The sequence below is a fragment of the Halalkaliarchaeum desulfuricum genome, assembly GCF_002952775.1.
GTDB classification, from domain to species: Archaea; Halobacteriota; Halobacteria; order Halobacteriales; family Haloferacaceae; genus Halalkaliarchaeum; species Halalkaliarchaeum desulfuricum.
Window position 1 is genome coordinate 952,210 of the sequence record NZ_CP025066.1, and the last position, 20,388, is coordinate 972,597.

At 64.4% G+C, this 20,388-nt stretch carries 25 protein-coding genes; 15 read left to right on the forward strand and 10 right to left on the reverse strand.

The window, feature by feature from the left end:
* Positions 1-3 precede the first annotated feature (3 nt).
* Complete coding sequence (locus AArcSl_RS04715; protein ID WP_119815726.1) at positions 4-585, forward strand: CoxG family protein; 582 nt, start codon at positions 4-6, stop codon at positions 583-585.
* A gap of 99 nt (positions 586-684) precedes the next feature.
* On the opposite strand, the gene AArcSl_RS17010 is transcribed toward AArcSl_RS04715, so the two are convergent.
* Positions 685-1,665, reverse strand: a complete 981-nt coding sequence (locus AArcSl_RS17010) for a hypothetical protein (RefSeq protein ID WP_119815728.1) — start codon at positions 1,663-1,665, stop codon at positions 685-687.
* Positions 1,666-1,977: 312 nt separating this feature from the next.
* Between AArcSl_RS17010 and AArcSl_RS04725 the strand changes: the two genes are divergently transcribed.
* Positions 1,978-4,170 carry a GH32 C-terminal domain-containing protein gene (locus AArcSl_RS04725; RefSeq protein WP_119815731.1) on the forward strand — a complete coding sequence of 731 codons (2,193 nt, stop codon included), beginning with the start codon at positions 1,978-1,980 and terminating at the stop codon, positions 4,168-4,170.
* Between the two features lie 33 nt (positions 4,171-4,203).
* On the opposite strand, the gene AArcSl_RS04730 is transcribed toward AArcSl_RS04725, so the two are convergent.
* The gene (locus AArcSl_RS04730) at positions 4,204-5,499 is read right to left on the reverse strand and encodes a glycoside hydrolase family 68 protein (RefSeq protein WP_119815734.1); all 1,296 of its coding nucleotides are present in this window, start codon (positions 5,497-5,499) and stop codon (positions 4,204-4,206) included.
* 145 nt (positions 5,500-5,644) lie between these two features.
* Here AArcSl_RS04730 and AArcSl_RS04735 point away from each other — a divergent pair, with 145 nt between their 5' ends.
* Positions 5,645-6,583 carry a DUF7260 family protein gene (locus tag AArcSl_RS04735; protein ID WP_119815737.1) on the forward strand — a complete coding sequence of 313 codons (939 nt, stop codon included), beginning with the start codon at positions 5,645-5,647 and terminating at the stop codon, positions 6,581-6,583.
* A 61-nt stretch (positions 6,584-6,644) separates the two neighbouring features.
* On the opposite strand, the gene AArcSl_RS04740 is transcribed toward AArcSl_RS04735, so the two are convergent.
* From AArcSl_RS04740 to rbcL, 3 genes are all read right to left on the reverse strand, one after another.
* Positions 6,645-7,709 (reverse strand): amidohydrolase family protein, encoded by a 1,065-nt coding sequence (locus AArcSl_RS04740; protein WP_119815740.1) that lies wholly within the window; start codon positions 7,707-7,709, stop codon positions 6,645-6,647.
* Between the two features lie 67 nt (positions 7,710-7,776).
* Positions 7,777-9,018: an HD domain-containing protein gene (locus tag AArcSl_RS04745; protein WP_119815743.1), complete on the reverse strand. Its 1,242-nt coding sequence runs from the start codon at positions 9,016-9,018 to the stop codon at positions 7,777-7,779.
* An 81-nt stretch (positions 9,019-9,099) separates the two neighbouring features.
* Positions 9,100-10,377 carry a type III ribulose-bisphosphate carboxylase gene (gene rbcL / locus AArcSl_RS04750; RefSeq protein ID WP_119815746.1) on the reverse strand — a complete coding sequence of 426 codons (1,278 nt, stop codon included), beginning with the start codon at positions 10,375-10,377 and terminating at the stop codon, positions 9,100-9,102.
* A gap of 103 nt (positions 10,378-10,480) precedes the next feature.
* On the opposite strand from rbcL, the gene priS reads away from it, so the two are divergent.
* The 3 genes from priS to AArcSl_RS04765 all read left to right on the forward strand — a co-directional run bounded on the left by priS (position 10,481) and on the right by AArcSl_RS04765 (position 13,331).
* Entirely contained in the window at positions 10,481-11,653 is a 1,173-nt protein-coding gene (priS, locus tag AArcSl_RS04755; RefSeq protein WP_119815749.1) for a DNA primase small subunit PriS, read from the forward strand.
* A gap of 67 nt (positions 11,654-11,720) precedes the next feature.
* Complete coding sequence (locus tag AArcSl_RS04760; protein ID WP_119815752.1) at positions 11,721-12,632, forward strand: hypothetical protein; 912 nt, start codon at positions 11,721-11,723, stop codon at positions 12,630-12,632.
* Between the two features lie 48 nt (positions 12,633-12,680).
* On the forward strand, positions 12,681-13,331 hold the full coding sequence (locus AArcSl_RS04765) for a zf-TFIIB domain-containing protein (protein ID WP_119815755.1): 651 nt from the start codon (positions 12,681-12,683) through the stop codon (positions 13,329-13,331).
* Positions 13,332-13,389: 58 nt separating this feature from the next.
* Here the strand turns inward: AArcSl_RS04765 and AArcSl_RS04770 are convergent, their stop codons facing one another.
* Entirely contained in the window at positions 13,390-13,695 is a 306-nt protein-coding gene (locus tag AArcSl_RS04770) for a hypothetical protein (protein WP_119815758.1), read from the reverse strand.
* 192 nt (positions 13,696-13,887) lie between these two features.
* Here AArcSl_RS04770 and AArcSl_RS17015 point away from each other — a divergent pair, with 192 nt between their 5' ends.
* A complete protein-coding gene (locus AArcSl_RS17015; protein WP_193588502.1) occupies positions 13,888-14,223 on the forward strand; it encodes a hypothetical protein in 336 nt (111 codons plus the stop codon).
* 164 nt (positions 14,224-14,387) lie between these two features.
* Here the strand turns inward: AArcSl_RS17015 and AArcSl_RS04780 are convergent, their stop codons facing one another.
* Together AArcSl_RS04780 and AArcSl_RS04785 are read right to left on the reverse strand one after the other, a co-directional pair.
* On the reverse strand, positions 14,388-14,582 hold the full coding sequence (locus AArcSl_RS04780) for a cold-shock protein (protein ID WP_119815761.1): 195 nt from the start codon (positions 14,580-14,582) through the stop codon (positions 14,388-14,390).
* A 146-nt stretch (positions 14,583-14,728) separates the two neighbouring features.
* A complete protein-coding gene (locus tag AArcSl_RS04785; protein WP_119815764.1) occupies positions 14,729-14,932 on the reverse strand; it encodes a hypothetical protein in 204 nt (67 codons plus the stop codon).
* A 126-nt stretch (positions 14,933-15,058) separates the two neighbouring features.
* Here AArcSl_RS04785 and cofD point away from each other — a divergent pair, with 126 nt between their 5' ends.
* From cofD to AArcSl_RS04815, 6 genes are all read left to right on the forward strand, one after another.
* A complete protein-coding gene (cofD, locus tag AArcSl_RS04790) occupies positions 15,059-16,057 on the forward strand; it encodes a 2-phospho-L-lactate transferase (RefSeq protein WP_119815767.1) in 999 nt (332 codons plus the stop codon).
* A complete protein-coding gene (locus AArcSl_RS04795; protein WP_119815770.1) occupies positions 16,054-16,842 on the forward strand; it encodes a tRNA-dihydrouridine synthase in 789 nt (262 codons plus the stop codon). The genes cofD and AArcSl_RS04795 overlap by 4 nt, the downstream gene beginning before the upstream one ends.
* A gap of 150 nt (positions 16,843-16,992) precedes the next feature.
* On the forward strand, positions 16,993-17,229 hold the full coding sequence (locus AArcSl_RS04800; protein ID WP_119815772.1) for a hypothetical protein: 237 nt from the start codon (positions 16,993-16,995) through the stop codon (positions 17,227-17,229).
* The gene (locus AArcSl_RS04805) at positions 17,222-17,575 is read left to right on the forward strand and encodes a type II toxin-antitoxin system PemK/MazF family toxin (RefSeq protein ID WP_119815775.1); all 354 of its coding nucleotides are present in this window, start codon (positions 17,222-17,224) and stop codon (positions 17,573-17,575) included. The genes AArcSl_RS04800 and AArcSl_RS04805 overlap by 8 nt, the downstream gene beginning before the upstream one ends.
* Positions 17,576-17,734: 159 nt before the next feature.
* Positions 17,735-18,007 (forward strand): ribbon-helix-helix domain-containing protein, encoded by a 273-nt coding sequence (locus AArcSl_RS04810; protein ID WP_119815778.1) that lies wholly within the window; start codon positions 17,735-17,737, stop codon positions 18,005-18,007.
* Positions 18,000-18,281, forward strand: a complete 282-nt coding sequence (locus AArcSl_RS04815) for a type II toxin-antitoxin system RelE family toxin (protein ID WP_119815781.1) — start codon at positions 18,000-18,002, stop codon at positions 18,279-18,281. The genes AArcSl_RS04810 and AArcSl_RS04815 overlap by 8 nt, the downstream gene beginning before the upstream one ends.
* Positions 18,282-18,308: 27 nt before the next feature.
* On the opposite strand, the gene AArcSl_RS04820 is transcribed toward AArcSl_RS04815, so the two are convergent.
* Together AArcSl_RS04820 and AArcSl_RS04825 are read right to left on the reverse strand one after the other, a co-directional pair.
* Entirely contained in the window at positions 18,309-18,644 is a 336-nt protein-coding gene (locus tag AArcSl_RS04820) for a chorismate mutase (protein WP_119815783.1), read from the reverse strand.
* 10 nt (positions 18,645-18,654) lie between these two features.
* Positions 18,655-19,515, reverse strand: coding sequence for a shikimate kinase (locus AArcSl_RS04825; RefSeq protein ID WP_119815786.1), 861 nt, complete (start codon positions 19,513-19,515; stop codon positions 18,655-18,657).
* 145 nt (positions 19,516-19,660) lie between these two features.
* On the opposite strand from AArcSl_RS04825, the gene AArcSl_RS04830 reads away from it, so the two are divergent.
* Entirely contained in the window at positions 19,661-20,107 is a 447-nt protein-coding gene (locus AArcSl_RS04830; protein ID WP_119815789.1) for a DUF5796 family protein, read from the forward strand.
* Between the two features lie 40 nt (positions 20,108-20,147).
* Positions 20,148-20,381, forward strand: a complete 234-nt coding sequence (locus AArcSl_RS04835; RefSeq protein ID WP_119815792.1) for a DUF7508 domain-containing protein — start codon at positions 20,148-20,150, stop codon at positions 20,379-20,381.
* Positions 20,382-20,388: the final 7 nt, after the last annotated feature.

Below are 20,388 nucleotides of genomic sequence, written 5' to 3' on the forward strand. Positions count from 1 at the left end.
ACCATGAATTTCACCAGAAACGGATCCGGGACACCAGAGACAAATGAGGAACAGCAGGCCGAACACGGGACGGCGACCGACGGCGACACAGAGAATGAAGAATCCGCAGACGGAGGACTCTCTTTCGACGGAACAGTTCAATTCGGGACGACGAAAGAGGAACTGTGGGGGTTCGTCTCCGAACCGGAGAACCTCGTTCAGTGTGTCCCCGGCGCGGACGACGTCGAACAACTCTCCCAGCGACGATACACCTTCGATATCACCCGGGGCGTCAGCCGGCTGACGCTGTCTGTGTCGGGCGAGGCCGAACTGGTCGAGATGCACGAGCCCGACTGGATCGTCGCCGACGGCAACGCCTACGATGCGACGACCGGGAGCCAGTTCGACGTGGTCGCAGCCATGGAGTTGAGCGAAACGGACGACGGGACCGTCGACATGGCGTACACGGTCGACATCGACCTCACCGGCGGTGTGGCCGGCGTCGCCGGGCTCACCGACGGGCTGGTCAGATCGATCGTCAAATCCGACATGGAGACGTACTTCGAAAACATCAGGGCCGAGGTCGAATCCCCCGAAGCAGCGTGAGGGCAACCGGCTTGCTGTGACGGTCGCTCGACCCGTCAATCTCGGTAGCAAACGGCAAAAAGTCGATTATATACCAACCGGGATAGTGGAGCGGCTAGATTACTCTTCGACGACGGTGATCTCGCCCTGGAAGATCCCCACACGGTGGAACTGCGCGTCCGCGTCGTCTGCGGCAGTCACTTCCACCTCGTAGGTGAAGGCTCCGGCTTCAGTGTCCTCGGGGATCGTGTACCCGTTACTCCACTCCTCGTCTTCGTCGTCCCATTCGAGTTCGTTCGTGTCGCCGTTTTCGTATTCGAGGACGACTTCTTCGAGGGTGTCATCGCCCACGATTTCGCCGTTCGACCCGTCGTAGACGCCGATACTGAACCCGACGTGCATTCCCGGGTAGAACAGGCTGTTCGGAAGGCACGCCTGCGACAGGTTCGTGTTTTCTTTATCGTCCATGTCGCTCGTGGCGTACGTGTCGTCGGTCACCACGTAGCTGGCTGCCGGATGTTCGAACTCGATGATCTCGAGTTCGCTGTCCAGCACGCCGACGTCCCGGTATTCGCCTTCGTTCGTGACTTCGACGGTGTACGTGACAGTTCCGGCCTCGTGGTCTTCGGGAATCGGCCAGTTGCCCGACCACTCGTCGTCCTCGTCATCGAATTCGAGTTCGACCGACGGGCCGCCGTCGATCTCGACGGTGGCCTCGTCGACGACGTCGTCGCCGACGATGTCCCCCGTCGCCGGGTCCCAGACGCCGATCTTGAAGACCGGCTGCATCCCGGGAACGAACGTCCGTTGGGGAGCACACGCCTGGGCGAATCCGCCTGTCCCCTCCGGGATATACGCCGAGCCGGCGATGATGTCGTCGGTGACGACGTAGTTCTCCGGCTCAGGCGTCGGCTCCGGTGTCGGCGTCGGCGTCGGTTCGGGCGTCGGCTCCGGCGTCGGCTCCTCCTCGCCGGCACAGCCGGCGAGCGCAACCGACGCGAAGCCGGCTGTCCCCGCCAGCACACCGCGACGACGCACCGACAGACCGGGACGGTTCCTCGATTCTTCCTCTCCCGTGGGTACCTCGTGCTCTTCTGGCATCAACGGGAGTAAACCACCCTTAACATATGTATATTCCGATCAATATTACAAGTTTCCTGTAATTGGCGATTAGCAGTCGAAGAGGCCCGCAAATAGCCGTTTAATCCTTTTGCAGATTCGACTCCGTGGAAAGTATTTGAAACTTTTCAATATTGAACCTTCATATTACATACACGTTCTCAATATCCAAACCGGCTCCCCAACAGCTATGGGTATATCCCGATGAAGCTCCGTTCCCGGTGAACCGAACGAGGGTTGTAGGTTGGACCGTTCCCGTATCACTTAACTCTCCGGTGTGCCTGTCGTGACCTGATGGACACGTCCGATGTGGCCGTCGGTTTCCTCGCTGTCGGCGAACTCGACACGGAGGAACGGGCGGCTCTCACGTGGTGTCGAACCGAATTCGACACGAAACGGATCCAGTTAGACGCCGTTTCCGACGGCGATGCGCTCGCGGGACGCGACGTGATCTGGTGGCACGCCAACGAACCGATCGCGACTCCCCGAGATGTCGCGGACTGTGCCTCGGTATTCCAGTCGTTTCTCGATGACGGCGGCGGCCTCCTGTTGTCCTCGCGTGCGGTTGCTCAGGTTTCCGCGCTCGGAATCGATCCCGTTCCGCCGGACGCGACCGGCACCGAACCGATCGACGAACCGACGGGCGTTCTCTGGAAGTCGGTGTACTCGGACCATCCGATCCTCGGTGAACTGGCCGGGCTTCGCCACCACACCCAGCCCGCCGGCAAACCCGCACCGTATGCCCGATACGAGGACGTTCTTCCCGAACGGGCGGACGTGCTGGCCGGGACATTCCGGGGCGACACGGACGTGCCGGCGGAGCTTGCGACCCTGCAGTGGCGCGTCGGCGACGGAACTGTCGTCGGAATGGGGCAAGGGATGGCGTTTGCAGGCGCGGACGCGAAAGACACGGAAGCCAACCGCGAGCGAATCGCGAAGAACGCGCTCCGGTTCCTCGCCGAAGACGCAGGGTTCGCTCTCACCAGCGGACGGCCAGTCGACGCCGAGGGGCTCGACCGTCATCGCCGGGAACTGGCCGACGATTTTCAGCGGCCCCGGTACCACCTCTCCCCGCCGGCAAACTGGCTCAACGACCCCAACGGCTGTCTCCGGTGGAACGACCGCTACCACGTGTTTTATCAGTACAACCCCGCTGGCCCACACCACGACACGATCCACTGGGGCCACGCGGTGAGCGAGGACCTCCTCCACTGGGAGGACAAACCTGTCGCGCTATCCCCGACGCCGTCGGGGCCCGACCGGGACGGCTGCTGGTCCGGGTGTGCTGTCGATGACGATGGAACCGCCCGGATCGTCTACACCGGCGGCCGCGACCGGTGGCAGCTCCCGTGTCTGGCCACCGCAGCCGACGACGAACTCTCCGAGTGGATTCCTGTCGACGACAACCCGGTGATCGAACAGCCACCAGCCGAACTGGATCTGCTCTCGACGGAACACTGGCACGCCGAGTTCCGCGATCACGCGATCTGGGAGACCGGCGGGCGCTGGTATCAGCTCGTCGGCGGCGGACTGGAAGACGTCGGCGGGACCGTGATATTGTATGAATCTCCGGACCTGCGGAACTGGGAGTACGTCGGCCCGGTGCTGGTGGGAGACTGGGAGACGCCTGGGACGGTGTGGGAATGCCCGGAACTGCTCGACTTCGGAGACAGTCAGCTCCTTCACGTCTCCAACTACGAGGAGGTGCTGTACTTCCTCGGGGAGTTCGACGCCGACGCCGGAACGTTCCACGAACGGCGTCGCGACACACTCGATCCCGGAGATTTCTACGCGCCACAATCGCTACAGGACGGCGATCGGACAGTCACGTTCGGCTGGATCCCCGAAGCCAGAGGAATCAGCCGCCAGTGGGACGCCGGCTGGGCGGGAACGCTCTCGATCCCGCGAGAACTATCTGTAGAGGGAGGTCGACTACACCAGCGCCCGATTCGGGAGTTCACGGAACTTCGAAAGCGCCGACTGTGCGAGGGGCGCGTCGGCCTCGACGACGAAACGCGCCGATTGGACGCGGCGGGACGCTCGATCGAGATCCAGGCGACCCTCGAGATCGACGACGCCTCGGAGATCGGGTTCCTGGTGTGTGCGACTCCAGACGGAGCCGAGCAGACGAAGATTCGATACGACGGCGAGTCGGTGACGATCGACCGGGAAGACGCGAGCCTCGATCCGGGGGCGAACGCGACGCCGCAGTCGGTCGGCGTCGAGGATCTCGAGTCGCCGCTGGACGTTCGGATTTTCGTCGACGGGTCAGTCGTCGAACTGTTCGCCGGCGGACGGCGGGCACTCACGGGTCGGATCTATCCGACGCGCCACGACAGCACCGGCGTCGCCGCCTACGCGTCCGACGGAAGCGGCAGTGTCGATGCGACGGTGTGGGATATGGGCGGCGCGTGGCCGGCCGTCACGGAGCCCTCCGCCAGGTCGAAACCGAAGAAATCCGGGATAACGTCCCCCGACGGCGGGTGACTCCCTCGGGAACGTACCGTTCGAGCGAAAACGCTAATAGGTGTTCGTGTACCCGGCGGTTCGTCCCTCGAACGATCGCAGCTCCGGGAGCGGTTCCGACGGGAGCGGCAGGTGGCCGTGATCCAGTGTGCCGAGGATACGGGTTCTGTCGCCGTCGAGTCGGATCCGGAGCGTCGGCGCGAGCGTCCCCCCGAACCGACGCAGCTGTTCGGACTCGGGGAGTTGTGCGATCCCGTCGAGCGACTCGCCGACGTAGTCGTAGTAGTTGAAGAAGCTGGTGACGAGCAGCTCATCGCGGTGGAAATACCCGATCCAGGAGTACGCCTGAAACGGCGCGTTCGCGGGGTTCGTGGCAACCAGCCCGTGGCCGTTGAGTGGCCTGTAGGGGCCATACAGGTCGTCGGCCACGAAGCCGTACAGCCCGTCGAACCCCTCGATTCCGGGGGCAAACGTGTGTCTGTGGCTGGAGACGAACAGGTAGTAGCTCCCGTTTTTGTGCGCCACGTGGGGCCGTTCGAGTTCCTGGTTCACGCAGACGGCGTCCACGAGCGGCTCACGAAGCTCCCAGTCCATAAGGTCGCCAGACTCCGTAATCGCCATCCCCACGCTCCCGTTGAACTCCTGCTGGACTGGATCCCCGTCACAGCGATCACTTCCCTCCGGTACGGGCGTGTTGGCTTCGAACAACAGTGTCGTCTCCCCGGTTTCGGGATCCTCGAAGAACCACGGATCCCTGAACGTGTAGATCATCCCCCGGGACTGGCCCTCCCGTTCGTAAAACCTCCCGTCCGGTTCGAGCAACACCTCGTGGCGCCAGTCCCCGTCGATCGTGATACCCTCTCCGTCGGGGGAGACGGACACGCGACCGCCTTCCGCACCCGCGATCCGCTGGGTGTAGGTGAGCTCTGACTCCCCGCGGGAACCGGACGCCGTATAGAACACGTAGAGATCGCCGTCGTCGTACAGCGCCGAACCGGCCCACTGTCGGGAGCCGAACGCGCCGCCGTCGAACAACGGACCGCCGTGCCCCCAGCGTCGTCCATCGGGGGAGTAAAAGTAGTGCAGTTCCGCGAGGTCGTGTCGCTTCCCGGGCAACAGCGTGTCCTCGGTCGTCAACGAGACGATGACGCGATAGCCGTCGATTTCGGCGATCGTCCCGTCCCGGGTTCGAACCGGCCAGGTGTCCCAGATGTGCCAGCCGTCGAACGGATCCGACGGCGCGGGATAGATGATCGGCGCGACCGTCCGGTCTGTACGTTCGAGGCCGGCCGCCTGTGACCGGGTCCACGCCGACGGACGTCCCCCGCCATGTGAGAACTGGTTGGTCATGGGCTCAGTCTCGGATACTGGTGGTCCGGAGAGAAATGTCTTTGCAGTTTCCCTCGACAGCGAGTAAGTTTTCCAGTCTCGGCGGGAACTCGCAAAATAGTGGCTCAGGCGTAACATCTAAGCACACCCTGGTAGATTATCACACATGAGCACCGGCGGGGGACAACAGTGGCAGCTCGACAGAACTGCCCTGGAGACGGGATGTACGGGCTGGGAATGCGGTCTCGTCGAGGCGCTCGGCGAGCCCGCGGTCGCGCTCGTCGCGATCGCCGTGGGCCTGGCGGTCTTCGTCTCACTCACCCTCCTCCGGGAGGCGGCCGACGCGGTCGTCGAAGAACGGAAACACGTCGTCCGCGAACGGAACGCGTTCGAAGCGTTCGCCGAACGTGTCGAACGGCTCCAGCCCGAGATGAGTTCCGACGGCGGAAAGGGCGGAACGCTGTCCGGGGCAGCCGCAGTACGAGTGGTCTCCGACGGAGCGACCGGAAACGGCGAGGGGATCGACGCGGTCGAAGCCACCTACGAACGAACCGTGATGTCCATGCAGCATTACGAGGAGGAGTACGGCGAGACGCTCGCCGAGAACATGGCTGCGGAGCTTGGAAGCGACGTGGCCACGGCAGTCGCTGCCGGCGATCAGCTCACGCCCGGGCTGCAAAGTGCGCTGGTTTCCGAGGCCCGCCGTGCCGCAAAGCGCCGTGAGACACTGCTTGCCCAGCTCGAAGACGAGGCAGAACGGATCGACGAGGCGTACCGCGCGATCGAGCCGGTCGAACACCGCCTCGAATCCGTCGAAGCGGATCTGGACGCGTCCGGCGGCTTCCACGAGGGGGTAAGCGCCTGGAACCGGCTCCGCTCGATAGAAACGGATCTCGAGGGCGAACTGGAACGCCAACAGACACGGCTCGACCCGTCGGAGCATCCGGCCGAGGAGCCGCACGTGTTCTGCAGATACCTCTACGGAGACGATGCCGGGAACGGCGAGTACCCGGTGTTGGGAACGCTCGGTCGCCTCCTCCAGCGTGTCGAACGGAGCAAACGACTCGCCGTCCGGACGATCACGGAAAAATCCGCCTCGGGGTGATCCGGCCGGGAGGCGGTCCTGCGACAGTCCTACTACAGTTCTGCGACAGATCGGCGGTAGACTACAGAATCACGCGCGAGACGTCTCCGTGTCCAGCGCGTCGAACGACGGCTCGCCGGACGTCAGTCACGCCCTCGAGGTTGTCGCTTCCTCCGTCGAGAACGAGCAGCCGTGCGTCGCGTCCCTCCTCGATCAGTCCGCAGTTCAGTCCCGCGATCTCCGCGCCGTTGATCGTCGCCATTCGGAGAACCGTCGCAGCGGGAACGCCCGAGAGCTTCGACGCGAACGCCATCTCCCGGAACATCGACGGAGAGTTTAACATTACGTTGTCCGTTCCCAGTGCCACCGTCGTACGCTCGGCGAGTTCGCGGATCGGCGGCACACCGACGTCCGTCACCAGGTTCGATCGCGGACAGATCACGACCGGAATCGATCTGTCCTCGAGCCGGTCGAGGTGGAGATCCCGGACGTGAGTCATGTGAACGAGAAACGACGGGTCGAGATCCAGCGCCGGGTTGACGTCGTCGGAATCGCGTTCGCCGGCGTGGATCCCGAACAACTTCCCCGCCTCCCGGGTCGCTTCGCGGACGCTGGAGAACTCCCCGTCGCGGGCGCCGGACGCACCAAACCCGTCGGTTTCCCGCATCGCCTCGATCGTTTCCCGGCCGAGAACGACCGGTTCCATCGGGGAGCCATCGAGCGCCTCCCGGATGAGTTCGACCCCCTCGACACCCCCTTCGCGGAACTCGATGAACGCGCCGGTCCCCGTCGACGTCATGTATCCGAGCGACCGCCGCATCGCCGCGACCATCGTCTCCGGGTCGGCCGCTTCGAGCAATCTGTGTTTCAATCCGTCCGGCGGCGCGACCAGTTCGTCGAGGGAGAGTCCCTCACCGGCCTCCTTCGCGATCGAGTCGCCGATGTGGGTGTGAGCGTTGACGAACGCCGGGAGCACGATCGCGTCGCTTTCGACGGACGCCTCCTCGATCGCGGCGATCTGGCCCTCCTCGAGAACGACCCGCCCCTCGATCGGTTCGAACTCCCGCCCGACGAGGAGCGTGCCCTCGACCGTCGTGGATCCCTCGAGATCCGAACGATCCTCGACGTCGGCGTGTGCTGTGGTCATTGCCGCCGCCTTTGCTACCCGACCGCTTGAATCTCACGAAGCGAAACGGCGTCCCGATTCCCGAGGATCACAGCTCGAATTCATCGAGGGTGTGATACACATTCGTCCGAATGTCCGTGACGAGACCGCCGTCGGCGTCGATATCCATTTCGTCGGCGGCGATCCGACCCACGCGGTCGGTCAGTTTCCGGCGAGTGTACACGCCGAGCCGCCACTGTCCCTTTTGTGCGGTCCTGAGCGCCGACACCAGCGGCGACTGCTCGTCGAGTCTCCGCATCTCGCCGCTGACGAGAACCCGCGAGGAGGACTCCGTGATCGACGGCTCCGGCGGAACGTCGACGATCACGTCCGTCGGTTCGACGTCAGCGGCGTCCGCGATACCACGTTCGATCCGCCGTATCTCGCGGTGATCGGCGTCGAGGATCCACCCGGGGACGTCCGTCCATTCGGCCCACACGGATCGCTTGAGGAGCCGACGCTCGTCGAACCGTCGACTGAACGCCTCCGTCTCCGGGGTCGAACGGAGCGCTACGATCAGGTCGTGGTCGTCCATCCGCCGGAGCCGTTCGGCGTCGACGTCCGCGGCTGCCCCGCTGTCGGCGTCGAGGAGCCGTTCGGACGCCCGGCGGAGCATCGCCTTGGAAATGCGCGCGACGTGGTGTTTGTACACGGTCGGGTTCATGAGCGCCCGGGCGAGCAGCAGCGATTCGGCGGTCTGGACGTTCCCTTCATCGAGGACCAGCTCCCCGTCGACGAACGTAAGCTCCCTGATCAACCGCTCGTGGTCGATCGTCCCGTACGGGACGCCGGTGTGGTGGGCGTCCCTGACCAGATAGTCCATGCGATCGACGTCGAGCTCTCCGGAGACCAGCTGTCCGTACTGTCCCTCCCCGCGGATCAAGCGGGCGATCCGGTCCGGTTCCAGGTCGTTGTCCCGGAGGACCTCTCCGACCTGTCCCGAGGCGATCAGTTCCTCGACGTCGTCGTGGTACTTCCCCGTGCGCCGGTGGGTGAGCGCCTCGATGTTGTGGCTGAACGGGCCGTGACCCACGTCGTGAAGCAGGGCTGCCGCCTCGACGTGGACGGCGTCCCGTTCGGGTAAGTCGAGTCGCTTCGCCGCCCGGGAGGCGAGGTGATAGACGCCAAGCGAGTGTTCGAAGCGCGTGTGGTTCGCGGAGGGATAGACGTACTGGGCGGTCCCGAGCTGCCGGATCCGCCGGAGTCGCTGGACTGCCGGCGTGTCGAGCAGCGCCTCGGGAGGGCCAGTCACTTCGATGTGGTCGTGGACGCTGTCCTTGATCGTCGCCATGACTGGACAGTAGACCCCCACTGCATTTAAACGGCGGCCGCGGGTGGCGACTGTGTGCGGATCCGTCCGATCGGACGGGCGCTATCTCGGCGTCTCGGTGCCCCACATCTCGATCGCGGTTTCGAGGTCGGGATGATCGCGTGCGCGCTCCTCGAGTGGAACCCCTTCGGCGGCAGCCTCGACGGCCGCACGGAACGCCTTCGCCCCCGCGTGCGTGCCGTCGGGATGGCCGTGGACGCCGCCGCCGGCCTGAATGCACAGGTTCGTGCCGAGCCGGTCGAGAAGTTCCGGCATCAGTCCGGGATGGAGACCGCCGGACGCCGTCGGCAACACGTCGTTTAGCCCGTGGAGGTCCCCCGCGAGCCACTCGTTGATCCCGTAGGTGTCCTCGTTTTCCAGCTTCCCGAGGTCAGCGGTCCCGGTGTGGATCTGATCGACGCCGCACAGCCGGGCGATCTGTGCGAGCACACGCATCGACACGCCGTGCTCGGGGAGGCGATCGAACGCAGCATGCATCGCGCGGTGGGCGTGGATCGCCATCCCGTGGCGTTCACACCGCTCGCGAACGGACTGGACGGCCGCCCACCCCGTAGTGATCACATCGACCATCACGTACTCCCCGCCCGCGGCGGCGACGTCGTCGACGCGGTCGAGCATCGTGTTCGCGTCGGCAGTGACGTTTATAAGGTACGACTTCGGCTCGCCGGTTTCCTCTTGGGCCCGGTCGCGGGCCGCAAACGACTCCGTGAGGCGCTCCTGGAACGGGTTGAACGACTGGTCGGTGAGGTTCTCGTCGTCCTTGAGCAGGTCGAGCCCGCCAGTCCAGGCGTCGTAGCCCACCTGGACGTGCTGATCGGTCGTGAGGCCGACCTTCGGCTTCGGCACCGTCGCCAGAATGGGTCTGTCGCCGGCGTCGAAGAACTCCTCGCGGACCGAGGATCCGAACAGCGGACCGGCGAACGACGTCGCGAGCGGTTCCGGCCACGTGCAGTCGACGAGCCGGATCCGATCGACCGCCTTCATCCCCATGATGTTGCCCGCGATGCAGGACAGCACCTGAGCCATGTTGCCGGGTTCGAACAGCGCGTCAGGGTACGCGACCGCGATCTCGGCGGGGTCACCACCGGCAGCGTCAGTCTCCTCGACGTCGATGTCGAAGGCGGTCGCCGACAGATCACGGACCTCCCCGTCGACCTGTAGCTCCGCCCAGGTACCGTTCGAGGACTCGCTTGCGACCCGGGAAGCGGCGTCTTCGACGGTCATATCCGACGCCGGTTGGATCCGGAACCGACAGACGAGTTCGTCATCGACCGGTTCGTACGACGTATCGAGGAAATCTTCGTATTTGATGCCGACCATGACGGCGCTATTCGTCCCGGTGTCGTATAAATCGTACAGGAATCGGTTCGCCGGGCGAACGGAAGGTAACGACTTTACCCGCCCCTTTCGTACCCCGGAACCGATGGAAAAGCGCACCCGGGAGTATCTGCGGGGTCGGTTCCGGGACTACTACCGCGGCGCCGACGTGTCCCCGCCGCCGGACGCGAACGAACGGGAGTGGGGCTACATCCCGTGGACCGCAGGCGGCGGGACGACGATGGTCCGCCATCAGTCGTGGCTGGATTTGACCCAGGGCGCCGCGTTTTCGGACGCGCTCGCGCGGACAGCACCCCGTCACGCCTACTTCTCGGCGGCGCGGTACGACGACCCCGGTGCTTCGACGATGGGCAAGAAGGGATGGCGGGACGCCGATCTCGTGTTCGACCTCGACGCCGATCACCTCCCCGGAGTCGATCCCGAGGAGACCTCGTATGCGGAGATGCTCGAGGCGTGCAAGGGCGCGCTCGAACGGCTGCTTTCGTTTCTCGAAGGCGAGTTCGCCTTCGACGAGGTGACGATCGTTTTTTCGGGCGGGCGCGGCTATCACGTCCACGTCCGGGACGAGAACGTTCGGGGGCTCGAAAGCGACGCACGCCGGGAGATCGTCGACTACGTTCGCGGAATCGACCTCGAGGCCGACGATCTGATCCGCCGGATATCCGTCGAGGGGGCAAACCAGCGCGTGCTCGCGACCGGCGGCGGCTGGGGACGCCGAATCCACCGGGCGCTCGTCGAGTTCGCAGACGAACTGCGAGCAGCCGACGAAACGACGGCGATGGAACGGCTCCAGGAACTGGACAGGATCGGCGAAGGGCGCGCGAAAACAGTCCTCGGCGCGTTCCAGCACAATCCCGAGGCGGTGCGTGACGGGAATCTGGAGGCGGGCGGTCCCGGAATGCGCCGGCTGGTCGAGGCGCTCGTCGCCCGCGAGCGGGCGGCACAGGGGGCTCCGATAGACGAACCGGTGACGACCGACACCCGTCGGTTGATTCGGCTGCCCGGAAGCCTCCACGGCGGCACGGGACTCCGGGTGACTCCGATCCCACGGGAGAAACTCGCGTCGTTCGATCCGCTCGCCGACGCCGTCGCCGAGCGGTTCAAAGGCAGGGAGATATCGATCCTCCTCGAGGAGGAGTCGGTCCTCGAGATCGACGGCGAAACGTATAACATCCCCGCAGGCGAGAGTTACGTTCCGGAAGCGGTCGGCGTCTTCCTGATGGCCGGGGGCGACGCCGAAAAGGGGACGGAACAGTAGCCCGCAGGGGGAGAACCACGCGACAGGCCGGCCGCGTACGTGACGCGGGAGAACACGAAAACGACACATGGATCTGGACGAACTCCGGACGGTACAGGCGAAGGAACGCCGGAAGGACAGCCTCCAGCATCTCCGGGACTCCTTTTACACCGACGTGGCGACGTACATCGCGGACCTTCGCGCCCAGCGTGACAGGCGTGCCGAACGAGTGGACGATCCCTTCTCCGACGACGGCGTCCGGCGGCTCTCCGACGAGATCGAAACCGCCGAGGAGGTCGCGGAGGCGACCTACGAACGCCGCGTCGGGAAGGTAGTAAAGCTCGCGTCGTTCGCGGCCGCGGACATGGCCGTCGAGGAGGAGGGAATGACCGAAGACGAACGGCGGCTGTTCGAAGACCTCGTCGACCGGATCGAGCGGAACAAGGCGACGGTACTCGACGCGCTGTCGGGCGTTACGGGCCCCGGAGACCTCGGGAACGCAGACACCGAACCAGCCGCGAACGCGGCCTCCGGAACCGCAAAAGAGTCAGAAAAGCCCGATGTGGACGGAAACGACCGGAGCGACCTGCTCGCGGAAGCGATGGGCGCCGAGGATCCGGCCGGAACCGACGAAGCCCCAACGGACGTCAGCCAACCGCCCGGACACACTGGGACAAACGATTCAGAGACTCGCCCGGAGGTCGACCCCGATACCGACGCCGAGACGGACGGGCCGGACACGCTCGATGACGAGCCGTCGGCGCTGCGGACGGACGGGGCGACCGCGGCTTCAGAACTGGCGGACGATCCGCACGGCGGATCCGACCCCGGGCTTGCGACCGGAACCGACCGAACCACCGTCCGCATTACCGACGACGTCGGATCGATCCTCGGGGTCGACGATCGGGAGTACGACCTCGAGCGGGAGGACGTCGTCACGCTCCCGGAGACGAACGCCGGACCGTTGCTCGAGCAGGGAGCTGCAGAACGGGTCGATTGACGCGATCCAGCACCAATTCCTATAACCACTGGGGGTGTAGACCCGACCATGGAGTGTCCTCGGTGTGGCGGCGCACTCACCGTCTACCGCCTCGGCGGCGAGTCGTCGTGGGTCTGTCAGGAGTGTGGCTCCGTCGGCGTCGAAACGGAACACGGGTCGGAGCCGGAGCGGACCGAAACGTGGGAACAGGCCCTGCAGCGGTTTTACGCCAAACACGTCGAACCGGACGGTGTCGTGCCGGACGACGTCGAACAGGACGGCGTCGAACCGGACGGCGTGGGGGACACCGATGACGGAGGTGACACCGGCGGCCGAGACGACACCGGCGACGGGGGTGAAACCACTGCACCCGAACCGTCCACAGAAACGGCCGCCGCCGCACTGGACGATTTGGAAGTTCCTGGGGACGGAGAAACCGAACTGCGTCGCCGGGAAACGGTCGCCGAACTGTACGCGTTCCTCAAGGAACGCAGAACCGCGAAACGGAGTGACTTCCTCGAGATAGTCGAGCCGGAGGTCGTATCGTACGCCAGCGCCGAAGGGTTCTGGGAGAGTGTCGGCCGTGACAGTCTCGGAGAGCTACCCGGAGTGACACCGCCGGAGTCGGGACATCACGAGTGGGCCTTCGAAAACGAAGAAACCGAACCGGAAACCGAAGCGGAAACCGAAGCGGAAACCGAGCCGCAGAGCGAACGCTAGAGACTAATAGTGACTGCCGCCGCTGGAACGCCCTGCATCCGGGATCACGGCGCGAGTGTCAGCCCTCTACTTCCGGGACGTCCTCGATCCGCATCTCCCCGAGTTTGTCGACGATCTCGTCGATTTTTCCGTCGAGTTCGTCGACGAACTCCTGGGTTCGCTCGGTCGTGATCGCACCCTGGCTCGACGGTTCGATGAGGTTTTCCTCCTCGAGGACGCGAAGCGAGTACCGGACCTTGTGGTGTGGGTAGCCGGTCTCGTTCGACATCTTCACGATCCCGATCGGCTCGTTTGCGATGACCATTCGGAGCACCTGCAGGTGCCGCTCCAGCATATCGACTTCCTTCTCCAGTCTGTCTATCATGCCATATGTTAACTCGTCTTTGTGCCTTTTAAACGTTGCTGTCTGGCGGCGCACTGAAAAGGGGGGAGACGGGGTGACGCCCGCGTTTTTCCGGTCTGATACCGATTTTTGCGTGTTAGAAGTTAACGCTTCGGGTTGTTCCAGATCCACGGGAATCGATAACTTAAGTGGAACCCCGACCGAATTCCCAGCGTGGCGTACGTGCTCGAAATCAAGCCGTCAGCGCGCAAGCGGAACGCGGCCGCGGGACGTGCAGTAAACCGGGACGGTACCCGGTGGTCGTTTGCGACGCGGGAGGCCGCCGAACGGTGGGCCGAGGAGCTCACTCAGGCCGGCGGGGAGCTCGTGTGGGTCCAGTCGGCCCACCCCCGCGACGCGTCGGACGTCGACGGCTACCTGCTCTCCCGGCTCGACAGGGGATCGATCGCGGATCGGACCCGACTCACGGCGGAGGGGTCCGACGGAGAAGCCGATCGGCCCGAGGAGGCGACCGAACAGGACGTGTTCCCGCTTGCCGACCGACGGTAGTGCCTCGTGTATCCACCACAGCTGTCGGATCCACAGTTGGAACGTTCGGGGTCACCCAGGCGACGCTGTTCGGGTCGAATAATAGTAAGTCGTTTCGAACCACCGGACCGCCGAAGGCGATCCGGAGGCCGAACTATCCGTACGGTTGACTGACTCCACCGGAGTTACAGCCGCTGAAGGTTCGTCGCGCGCGGGCCCTTCTCGGCCTGCTCGATGTCGAATTCGACTTCCTGTCCTTCCTCGAGATCCGGACCGCCGACGTCTTCCATGTGGAAGAAGACGTCCTCGTCTGCGTCCTCAGTCTCGATGAAACCGTAACCGCCAGTGTCGTTGAAAAACGCCACAGTGCCTTTCGCCATTGCAAATGACTCCACGCGGAGTGAGGCAATCTCACCTTAAATAGCTGTGGGTTACAGTCCGGGGTTCGACCCTCGCACTTAAATGAACGGTCCGGATCGATGGGGGCGGGGGTGGGGAAACAAACAGAAAACGCGAACAGACAGATTTACTCGTTTTTGAACGAGGCGGTGTACACGAGGAACGCGCCCGTCGCGAGGACGAACGCGAGGAACGTCACGAGCGCGAGCACGTTGGCGATCGGCGCCAGCGGTTCCACGAAGCTCTGTCCCGTAGTGTCGAGAACGAGGACGGCCAGGAGGGCAGCGATGAGCGCGAGCAGCCAGTTCGTTGCGAGTTCGTCGAGAGCCATACCCGACGGAACTGCCCGCGAACGTAAAAAGCCCGGTCATCAGGAGTGGCGGGGCGTTCTGCGGCGGGATGCTGGTACTTCGCCTCGTTACGCAGAGTACAAAACGATGCCCGCCGATGAACGCGTATGGTCACGTTTCTCGCTGGTGGGACGGGCACCCCGAAGCTGCTCGATGGCGCGGTTCGCCTGCTCGAACCGTCGAACGTCAGTGTCGTCGGCAACACCGGCGACGACATCGAACTCGGCGGTTTGCTCGTCTGTCCCGACATCGACACCGTCCTGTTCCGTGGCGGCGGCGTGCTCGATCGGGAAACCTGGTGGGGGATCGCCGACGACACGACGACAACCCACACGGAACTCCATCGACTCGCCGAGGCAGCGGGACTGGAACCGGGTCCCCGATATCTCCCCGAGGAACTCCAGACGGCCGGACGGGAGATTGCGCGCTGGCGACGGTTTTCCGGCGTCGCAGAGTTCATGGAGATCGGCGACAGGGATCGGGCAGTTCATCTCACGCGCACCAGCCTTCTGGACGAGGGGTATCGGCTCACCGAAGTGACGCGTCTCCTGGCGGAGGCATTCGATCTGGAGGTCGACCTCGTGCCGATGTCGGACGATCCCGTCGCCTCGATCGTCCACACCGAGGCCGGCGAACTGCACTTCCAGGAGTACTGGGTGGACAGACGGGGCGAACCCGACGTCGAGGACGTCGAGTTCCGCGGGGCCACCGACGCGTCCCCGACACAGGAAGTTCGTGCCGCGCTGACGAAACCAGTGGTGATCGGACCGTCGAACCCGGTGACGAGCGTCGGTCCGATCCTCGCGTTGTCGGGGGCCCGGGAGGCGCTGCACGCGACGCCGGTGGTCGTCGTGTCCCCGTTCGTCGAGCGGGAGGTGTTCTCGGGACCGGCGGCGGATCTCATGAACGCGGTGGGCTACGAGCCGTCGACCGCCGGCGTGGCCGAGGCGTACCCGTTCGCCGACGCGTTCGTCATCGACAACGACGACGGAACCGACCTCGATCGGCCGACCGTCCACACGGACGTGACCATCGACGACGCCGACGACGCCGAGCGCGTGATGCGCGCGGTGGCGACGGCCCTGGAGCGGGTGACCGAACCGTGACCCGGCCGTCGCCGCCGTTTTCGCCCCCCGTCGCCGCCGCCAGTTTGAGCGGTCAGTCCGACGCTGACTGGGCGAAAGCTGCCGCGCAGTACGTCGGCTGTGCGTTCCTCGGCGGGATCGCGCTGGATTCCAAAAGCCGGGACGCGGCCAGAAAGCTGCGGGAGCGGGATCGCGAGGAGTTCCTGCCGGAGGACCCACTCGAGTTTATAACGTCACAGCTCGCGGAGTTGGAGGACGTTCCGATCCACCCCGCCGTCAACGTTCGTTCGGCGACGGTCGAACCGGTTCGGGAGGCGGCGGTCGTGTGTGCCTCGGCCGACGCGACCCTCGAGATCAACGCCCACTGTCGACAGGAGGAGATGTGTGCGGTCGGCTGTGGCGAAAGCCTGCTGCGGGACACCGATCGCCTCTGTGAGTACGTCTCGGCGGCAGCCGACGCGGGGGCGACAGTTTCGGTGAAAGTCAGAACTGAAGTCGACGGCGTCGACCTGCCCGAGACCGCCCGGCAGGTAGCGACGGCGGGAGTCGACCTCGTTCACGTGGACGCGATGGACTCCGAACACGTCGTCGGAGCAGTTGTCGACGCCCTGGAGGCGGAGACAAGCCCCGCCAACCGTCCCGCAGTCGTCGCCAACAACGGGGTGCGGGACCGCGAAACCGTCCGCGAGTATCTCGGCGACGGTGCCGACGCGGTGAGCGTCGGGCGCCCGAGTGACGATGCCGACGTGCTCTCTCGCGTTCACGAGGCGACAGTGGAGTGGTTCTCCGAGCAACGGATCGAGTGACGGTTCGGCAACCTGGACTGAATCATCGGCTCCTCCGTTGCTCTATCTCGTTCAGGTAGGTGAAATCCATAATACACGCCACAATCTCTGCCGGAAGGTTGTGGGTAATAGTGGGCAATACATATCAGCGGTGGGTCCGTATCGGTATCCATGAAAGTCGAAGCAACGGACCTCAAAACGAAGGAGACGGACGACCGTGGCCGGGTCTATCTCGGCACCGAGTACGCGAACAAGCGCGTAACCGTCGCCGTCGTCGAGGTGGAGTCCGACCGTCCGGACGACGACGAGCTGGCTACCGCCTACCGGGAAGCGTCCGATAGCGCAGAGGCGCTGGCCGAGGAGTGGGACGAAACGTCCGACGAAGCGTGGGAAACTCTCGATGGGTGAGGATACGGACGTTCGGCGGGGTGATGTCGTCATCGTTCGGCTCGATCCCGCCGAAGGACACGAAATGAATAAGACGCGACCGGCCGTGGTCGTTCAAAACGACATCGGTAACCGAAACTCCAGCACGACCATCGTCGCGCCCGTCACGGGAACGTATCGCGAGTATCCGTTCGAGGTGCTCGTCGAAGCGGACGGGTCACCGCTGGAAAAGGACTCCTCGGTCCGGTTAGACCAGATTCGAACCGTTCCGGTTCCGGAACGGATTCATTCGGTCGTCGGTTCACTCGACGGACCCATTATGGCTGAAGTCGACGAGGCGCTGAAACTGAGTCTCGGCCTCGACTGAGCTACCGACTCTCCCGTTGCTCCACCTTGTTCAGGTAGTCGACTGATGTAACGGATTCTACGCCGATTGCCGCTATCTTCGATATTGGACCGGACAGTTTATCAGAGGAGCGCCATCGATAGCCGAAGCTTCTTGTGTAGTACGTTCGTACTACAGAATATGGCACAGTCGGATACTACTGCCGACGGGAACGATGAGAAGGTCAACCTTCGGCTCCCGAAGGGATTCCTCGCGGACCTCGACGAACAGTGGCAGGAACAGGGGTATAATTCGCGGTCGGAGTTCATGCGCGAAGCCTTACGAGACGCAGTGTACGGAACTCGGCTCTCGAAGCGGGCGCTCGAAGACCTACTGGAGAGCGAACGACAGTTCGAGGAGGGCGAGACGGTGAGTGCAGAGGAAGCCCGCGAGCGATTCGGTACGGATGAGTGAGGCATGGACGTGGGAGCTATCCGACCGAGCGGCCGACGGACTCGGGTCCCTTGACGACGAAATCCAACAGCGAGTTCTCGACAAGTTCGATGACGTGGTCTCGGACGAGTTCCGCGAGCCACCGGACTTCGCCAAGCCGCTGACCGGCGCGAAACCGTGGCAGTCGTTACGGGTCGGTGACTACCGAGTCATCGTGCGATTCGACCGCGAAACACGAGTGATGCAGGTCGGCGCAGTCGGGCACAGGTCGTCTATTTACGACGAGTTTCCCTGAAGTGGAACGTCTCGGGATACGAGAGATTCACCGCGATTCGCGTTGCTCCACTTTGTTCAGTTCGATCAGCAGCCGGAATATGGCCTTCACGAGATTCGAGTCCACATCGAACCGCTCTGCGTTCTCGCCGGCCCGCTCCATCACCCGGTTTTCCTGTGACTCGTCTGTGGTGGGCAACCCACGTTCCGCTTTGACCTGTGCGATCGTGTCGGCGACGTAGGTCCGTCTGGCGATCAGTTCGACGATCTCCCGGTCGATCGATTCGATCTCCGCGCGCAGTTCCTCGAGGGACATCTCCTCGGTAACCACCACGCTCTCGTCGTCCGATTCCTCGTTTCGGTTCGGTTGTGTGGGCTCGGTCATCGTCGATCTGTTAGGCTGTCGTTATTCGTGCGCCGTCCGATCGTGTGGTCGTCAGCCTCGTTTCCCCCGGCCGATCCTGCCAGCGATCCCGGAGCGCCTGCAGGTTCTCGAGTTCGCCGACGGCGACGACGCTGGGTCCGGTACCGGAAAGCGAGACGCCCTCGACCAGCGGCATCGCCTCCACCGCCGGATCGGTCGGGAACCCGAGTGCCGCCGAGAACGCCAGCCCGTTTACGGTCATCGCCTCCCCGAACCGCCCCTCCGCTGCCAGTTCGGCGACGAGTTCCGCCATCGGTGCGACCTGCGTGCAGCGGTCGGCGTCGGCGTCCGCGCTGTACGCGCGCTCCGGGGGTGTCCAGATCAGGACGTCCCAGTCGCGTTCTTCCCGGACGAGGAGTTCGTCGGCGTCGTTGTCGGTGAGCGTGACGCCGCCGAGCATACTCGCGGAGGCGTCGTCGAACGCGCCGGTGACAGTGACGCCGGCCTCCCGTGCCGCCCGGACGCCGAGTCGGCACGCGTCGATCCTCGCAACGGCGTCGGCTCGATCGAGTGCGGAAAGCGTCGCGAGCACGGTCGCGTTGGCTGCCGCACTCGAGCTTTTGAGCCCGGCTGCCAGCGGGACGTCGCTTTCGGTGCGGACGTGGCCGCCCTCGCCGTCGCCGAACTCCCCGACGACGACCTCGACGCACCGCTCGATCAGCGTCGTGTCCGCGTCCTCCAGCTCGGCGATTTCGCCGGTCACGCTGTCGGCAGCAGGATCGAGTTCGACAGTCGCGCGCGTCTCGAGATCAATCGCGAACGCGGATCCGACGCCCGTCGCCAGCGCGTTGAGCACCGTTCCCGCACCCGGCGCCGCAGCCCGTCCCTCCATACAGGAAGGGAGACGAGCGGGGGCAAATGGTTGGCGGTCCCGGCGAGACTGCGATTCGACGACACCTGTGAAACCGCGGTTCGGCGAACCGGCGAGACCGACGAGACCGCGGAGTACTTCAACGCGGCGCGGTCAACGTCTATCCATGAATGGACCGGAGAGAACCGACGTTCCGCCCGACACCGTCGGCGTCGAGCTGCGCGAGGAGGGGATCGTCGTCGAGTACGTCGACGGACGAACCACGCTGTACCGCGGGGTCCCCGAACGCGTCGAGGGGACGCTCACCGCGGTTTCGACCAAGGAGATCCACGTGCTCGTGACGGATCCCGCCGAAACGGAGGGGGTCCTGCTGTACGTGAACGACCTCAAAACGGACGAGGAGATCCTCCGGGATTCAGGAGTCGGGCGGATCGTCCTCGATTCGGGGGACGAAGAGGAGTTGTTCCCCGGCGTGACCGCCAGACAGACCCGGGAACGCACCGAGGTCGAAGCCGACCCCGAGATTGCGCGGGGGCGCGTGTTCGTCTTCGTCGAAGACGAGTGGACCGAAAACAGCTACGAACTCGTTGCACCCCCCGAAAGCGACGAGTGATCGAATGACAGTTTCGAAAACCGATGTGCCTCAAAAAGCCATGAGTCTCAAAAAGCAGTGGCGCGAACTCGACAGGAGTACCGTCGCGAGCGCGCCGGATCGATACGGCGTGTACGAACTGGGCGACGAACGCGGAAACAGCCTCGGAATGGCAGTCGGCGTCCTCCGGGACGATCTGAAAGAGGAACTCGCGTACGGCGACGCCCGGCAAGTCAGGTGGACGGTCGCACAGTCCAGAGATCACGCCGAACGACTCCTCGAGAAGTATTCCTGAACACACT

Coding starts and splice junctions, on each gene's coding strand:
- AArcSl_RS04715 (WP_119815726.1), top strand. CDS start 4: ATGAATTTCACCAGAAACGGATCCGGGACACCAGAGACAAATGAGGAA.
- AArcSl_RS17010 (WP_119815728.1), bottom strand. CDS start 1,665: ATGCCAGAAGAGCACGAGGTACCCACGGGAGAGGAAGAATCGAGGAAC.
- AArcSl_RS04725 (WP_119815731.1), top strand. CDS start 1,978: ATGGACACGTCCGATGTGGCCGTCGGTTTCCTCGCTGTCGGCGAACTC.
- AArcSl_RS04730 (WP_119815734.1), bottom strand. CDS start 5,499: ATGACCAACCAGTTCTCACATGGCGGGGGACGTCCGTCGGCGTGGACC.
- AArcSl_RS04735 (WP_119815737.1), top strand. CDS start 5,645: ATGAGCACCGGCGGGGGACAACAGTGGCAGCTCGACAGAACTGCCCTG.
- AArcSl_RS04740 (WP_119815740.1), bottom strand. CDS start 7,709: ATGACCACAGCACACGCCGACGTCGAGGATCGTTCGGATCTCGAGGGA.
- AArcSl_RS04745 (WP_119815743.1), bottom strand. CDS start 9,018: ATGGCGACGATCAAGGACAGCGTCCACGACCACATCGAAGTGACTGGC.
- rbcL (WP_119815746.1), bottom strand. CDS start 10,377: ATGGTCGGCATCAAATACGAAGATTTCCTCGATACGTCGTACGAACCG.
- priS (WP_119815749.1), top strand. CDS start 10,481: ATGGAAAAGCGCACCCGGGAGTATCTGCGGGGTCGGTTCCGGGACTAC.
- AArcSl_RS04760 (WP_119815752.1), top strand. CDS start 11,721: ATGGATCTGGACGAACTCCGGACGGTACAGGCGAAGGAACGCCGGAAG.
- AArcSl_RS04765 (WP_119815755.1), top strand. CDS start 12,681: ATGGAGTGTCCTCGGTGTGGCGGCGCACTCACCGTCTACCGCCTCGGC.
- AArcSl_RS04770 (WP_119815758.1), bottom strand. CDS start 13,695: ATGATAGACAGACTGGAGAAGGAAGTCGATATGCTGGAGCGGCACCTG.
- AArcSl_RS04780 (WP_119815761.1), bottom strand. CDS start 14,582: ATGGCGAAAGGCACTGTGGCGTTTTTCAACGACACTGGCGGTTACGGT.
- AArcSl_RS04785 (WP_119815764.1), bottom strand. CDS start 14,932: ATGGCTCTCGACGAACTCGCAACGAACTGGCTGCTCGCGCTCATCGCT.
- cofD (WP_119815767.1), top strand. CDS start 15,059: ATGGTCACGTTTCTCGCTGGTGGGACGGGCACCCCGAAGCTGCTCGAT.
- AArcSl_RS04800 (WP_119815772.1), top strand. CDS start 16,993: ATGAAAGTCGAAGCAACGGACCTCAAAACGAAGGAGACGGACGACCGT.
- AArcSl_RS04805 (WP_119815775.1), top strand. CDS start 17,222: ATGGGTGAGGATACGGACGTTCGGCGGGGTGATGTCGTCATCGTTCGG.
- AArcSl_RS04810 (WP_119815778.1), top strand. CDS start 17,735: ATGGCACAGTCGGATACTACTGCCGACGGGAACGATGAGAAGGTCAAC.
- AArcSl_RS04815 (WP_119815781.1), top strand. CDS start 18,000: ATGAGTGAGGCATGGACGTGGGAGCTATCCGACCGAGCGGCCGACGGA.
- AArcSl_RS04820 (WP_119815783.1), bottom strand. CDS start 18,644: ATGACCGAGCCCACACAACCGAACCGAAACGAGGAATCGGACGACGAG.
- AArcSl_RS04825 (WP_119815786.1), bottom strand. CDS start 19,515: ATGGAGGGACGGGCTGCGGCGCCGGGTGCGGGAACGGTGCTCAACGCG.
- AArcSl_RS04830 (WP_119815789.1), top strand. CDS start 19,661: ATGAATGGACCGGAGAGAACCGACGTTCCGCCCGACACCGTCGGCGTC.
- AArcSl_RS04835 (WP_119815792.1), top strand. CDS start 20,148: ATGAGTCTCAAAAAGCAGTGGCGCGAACTCGACAGGAGTACCGTCGCG.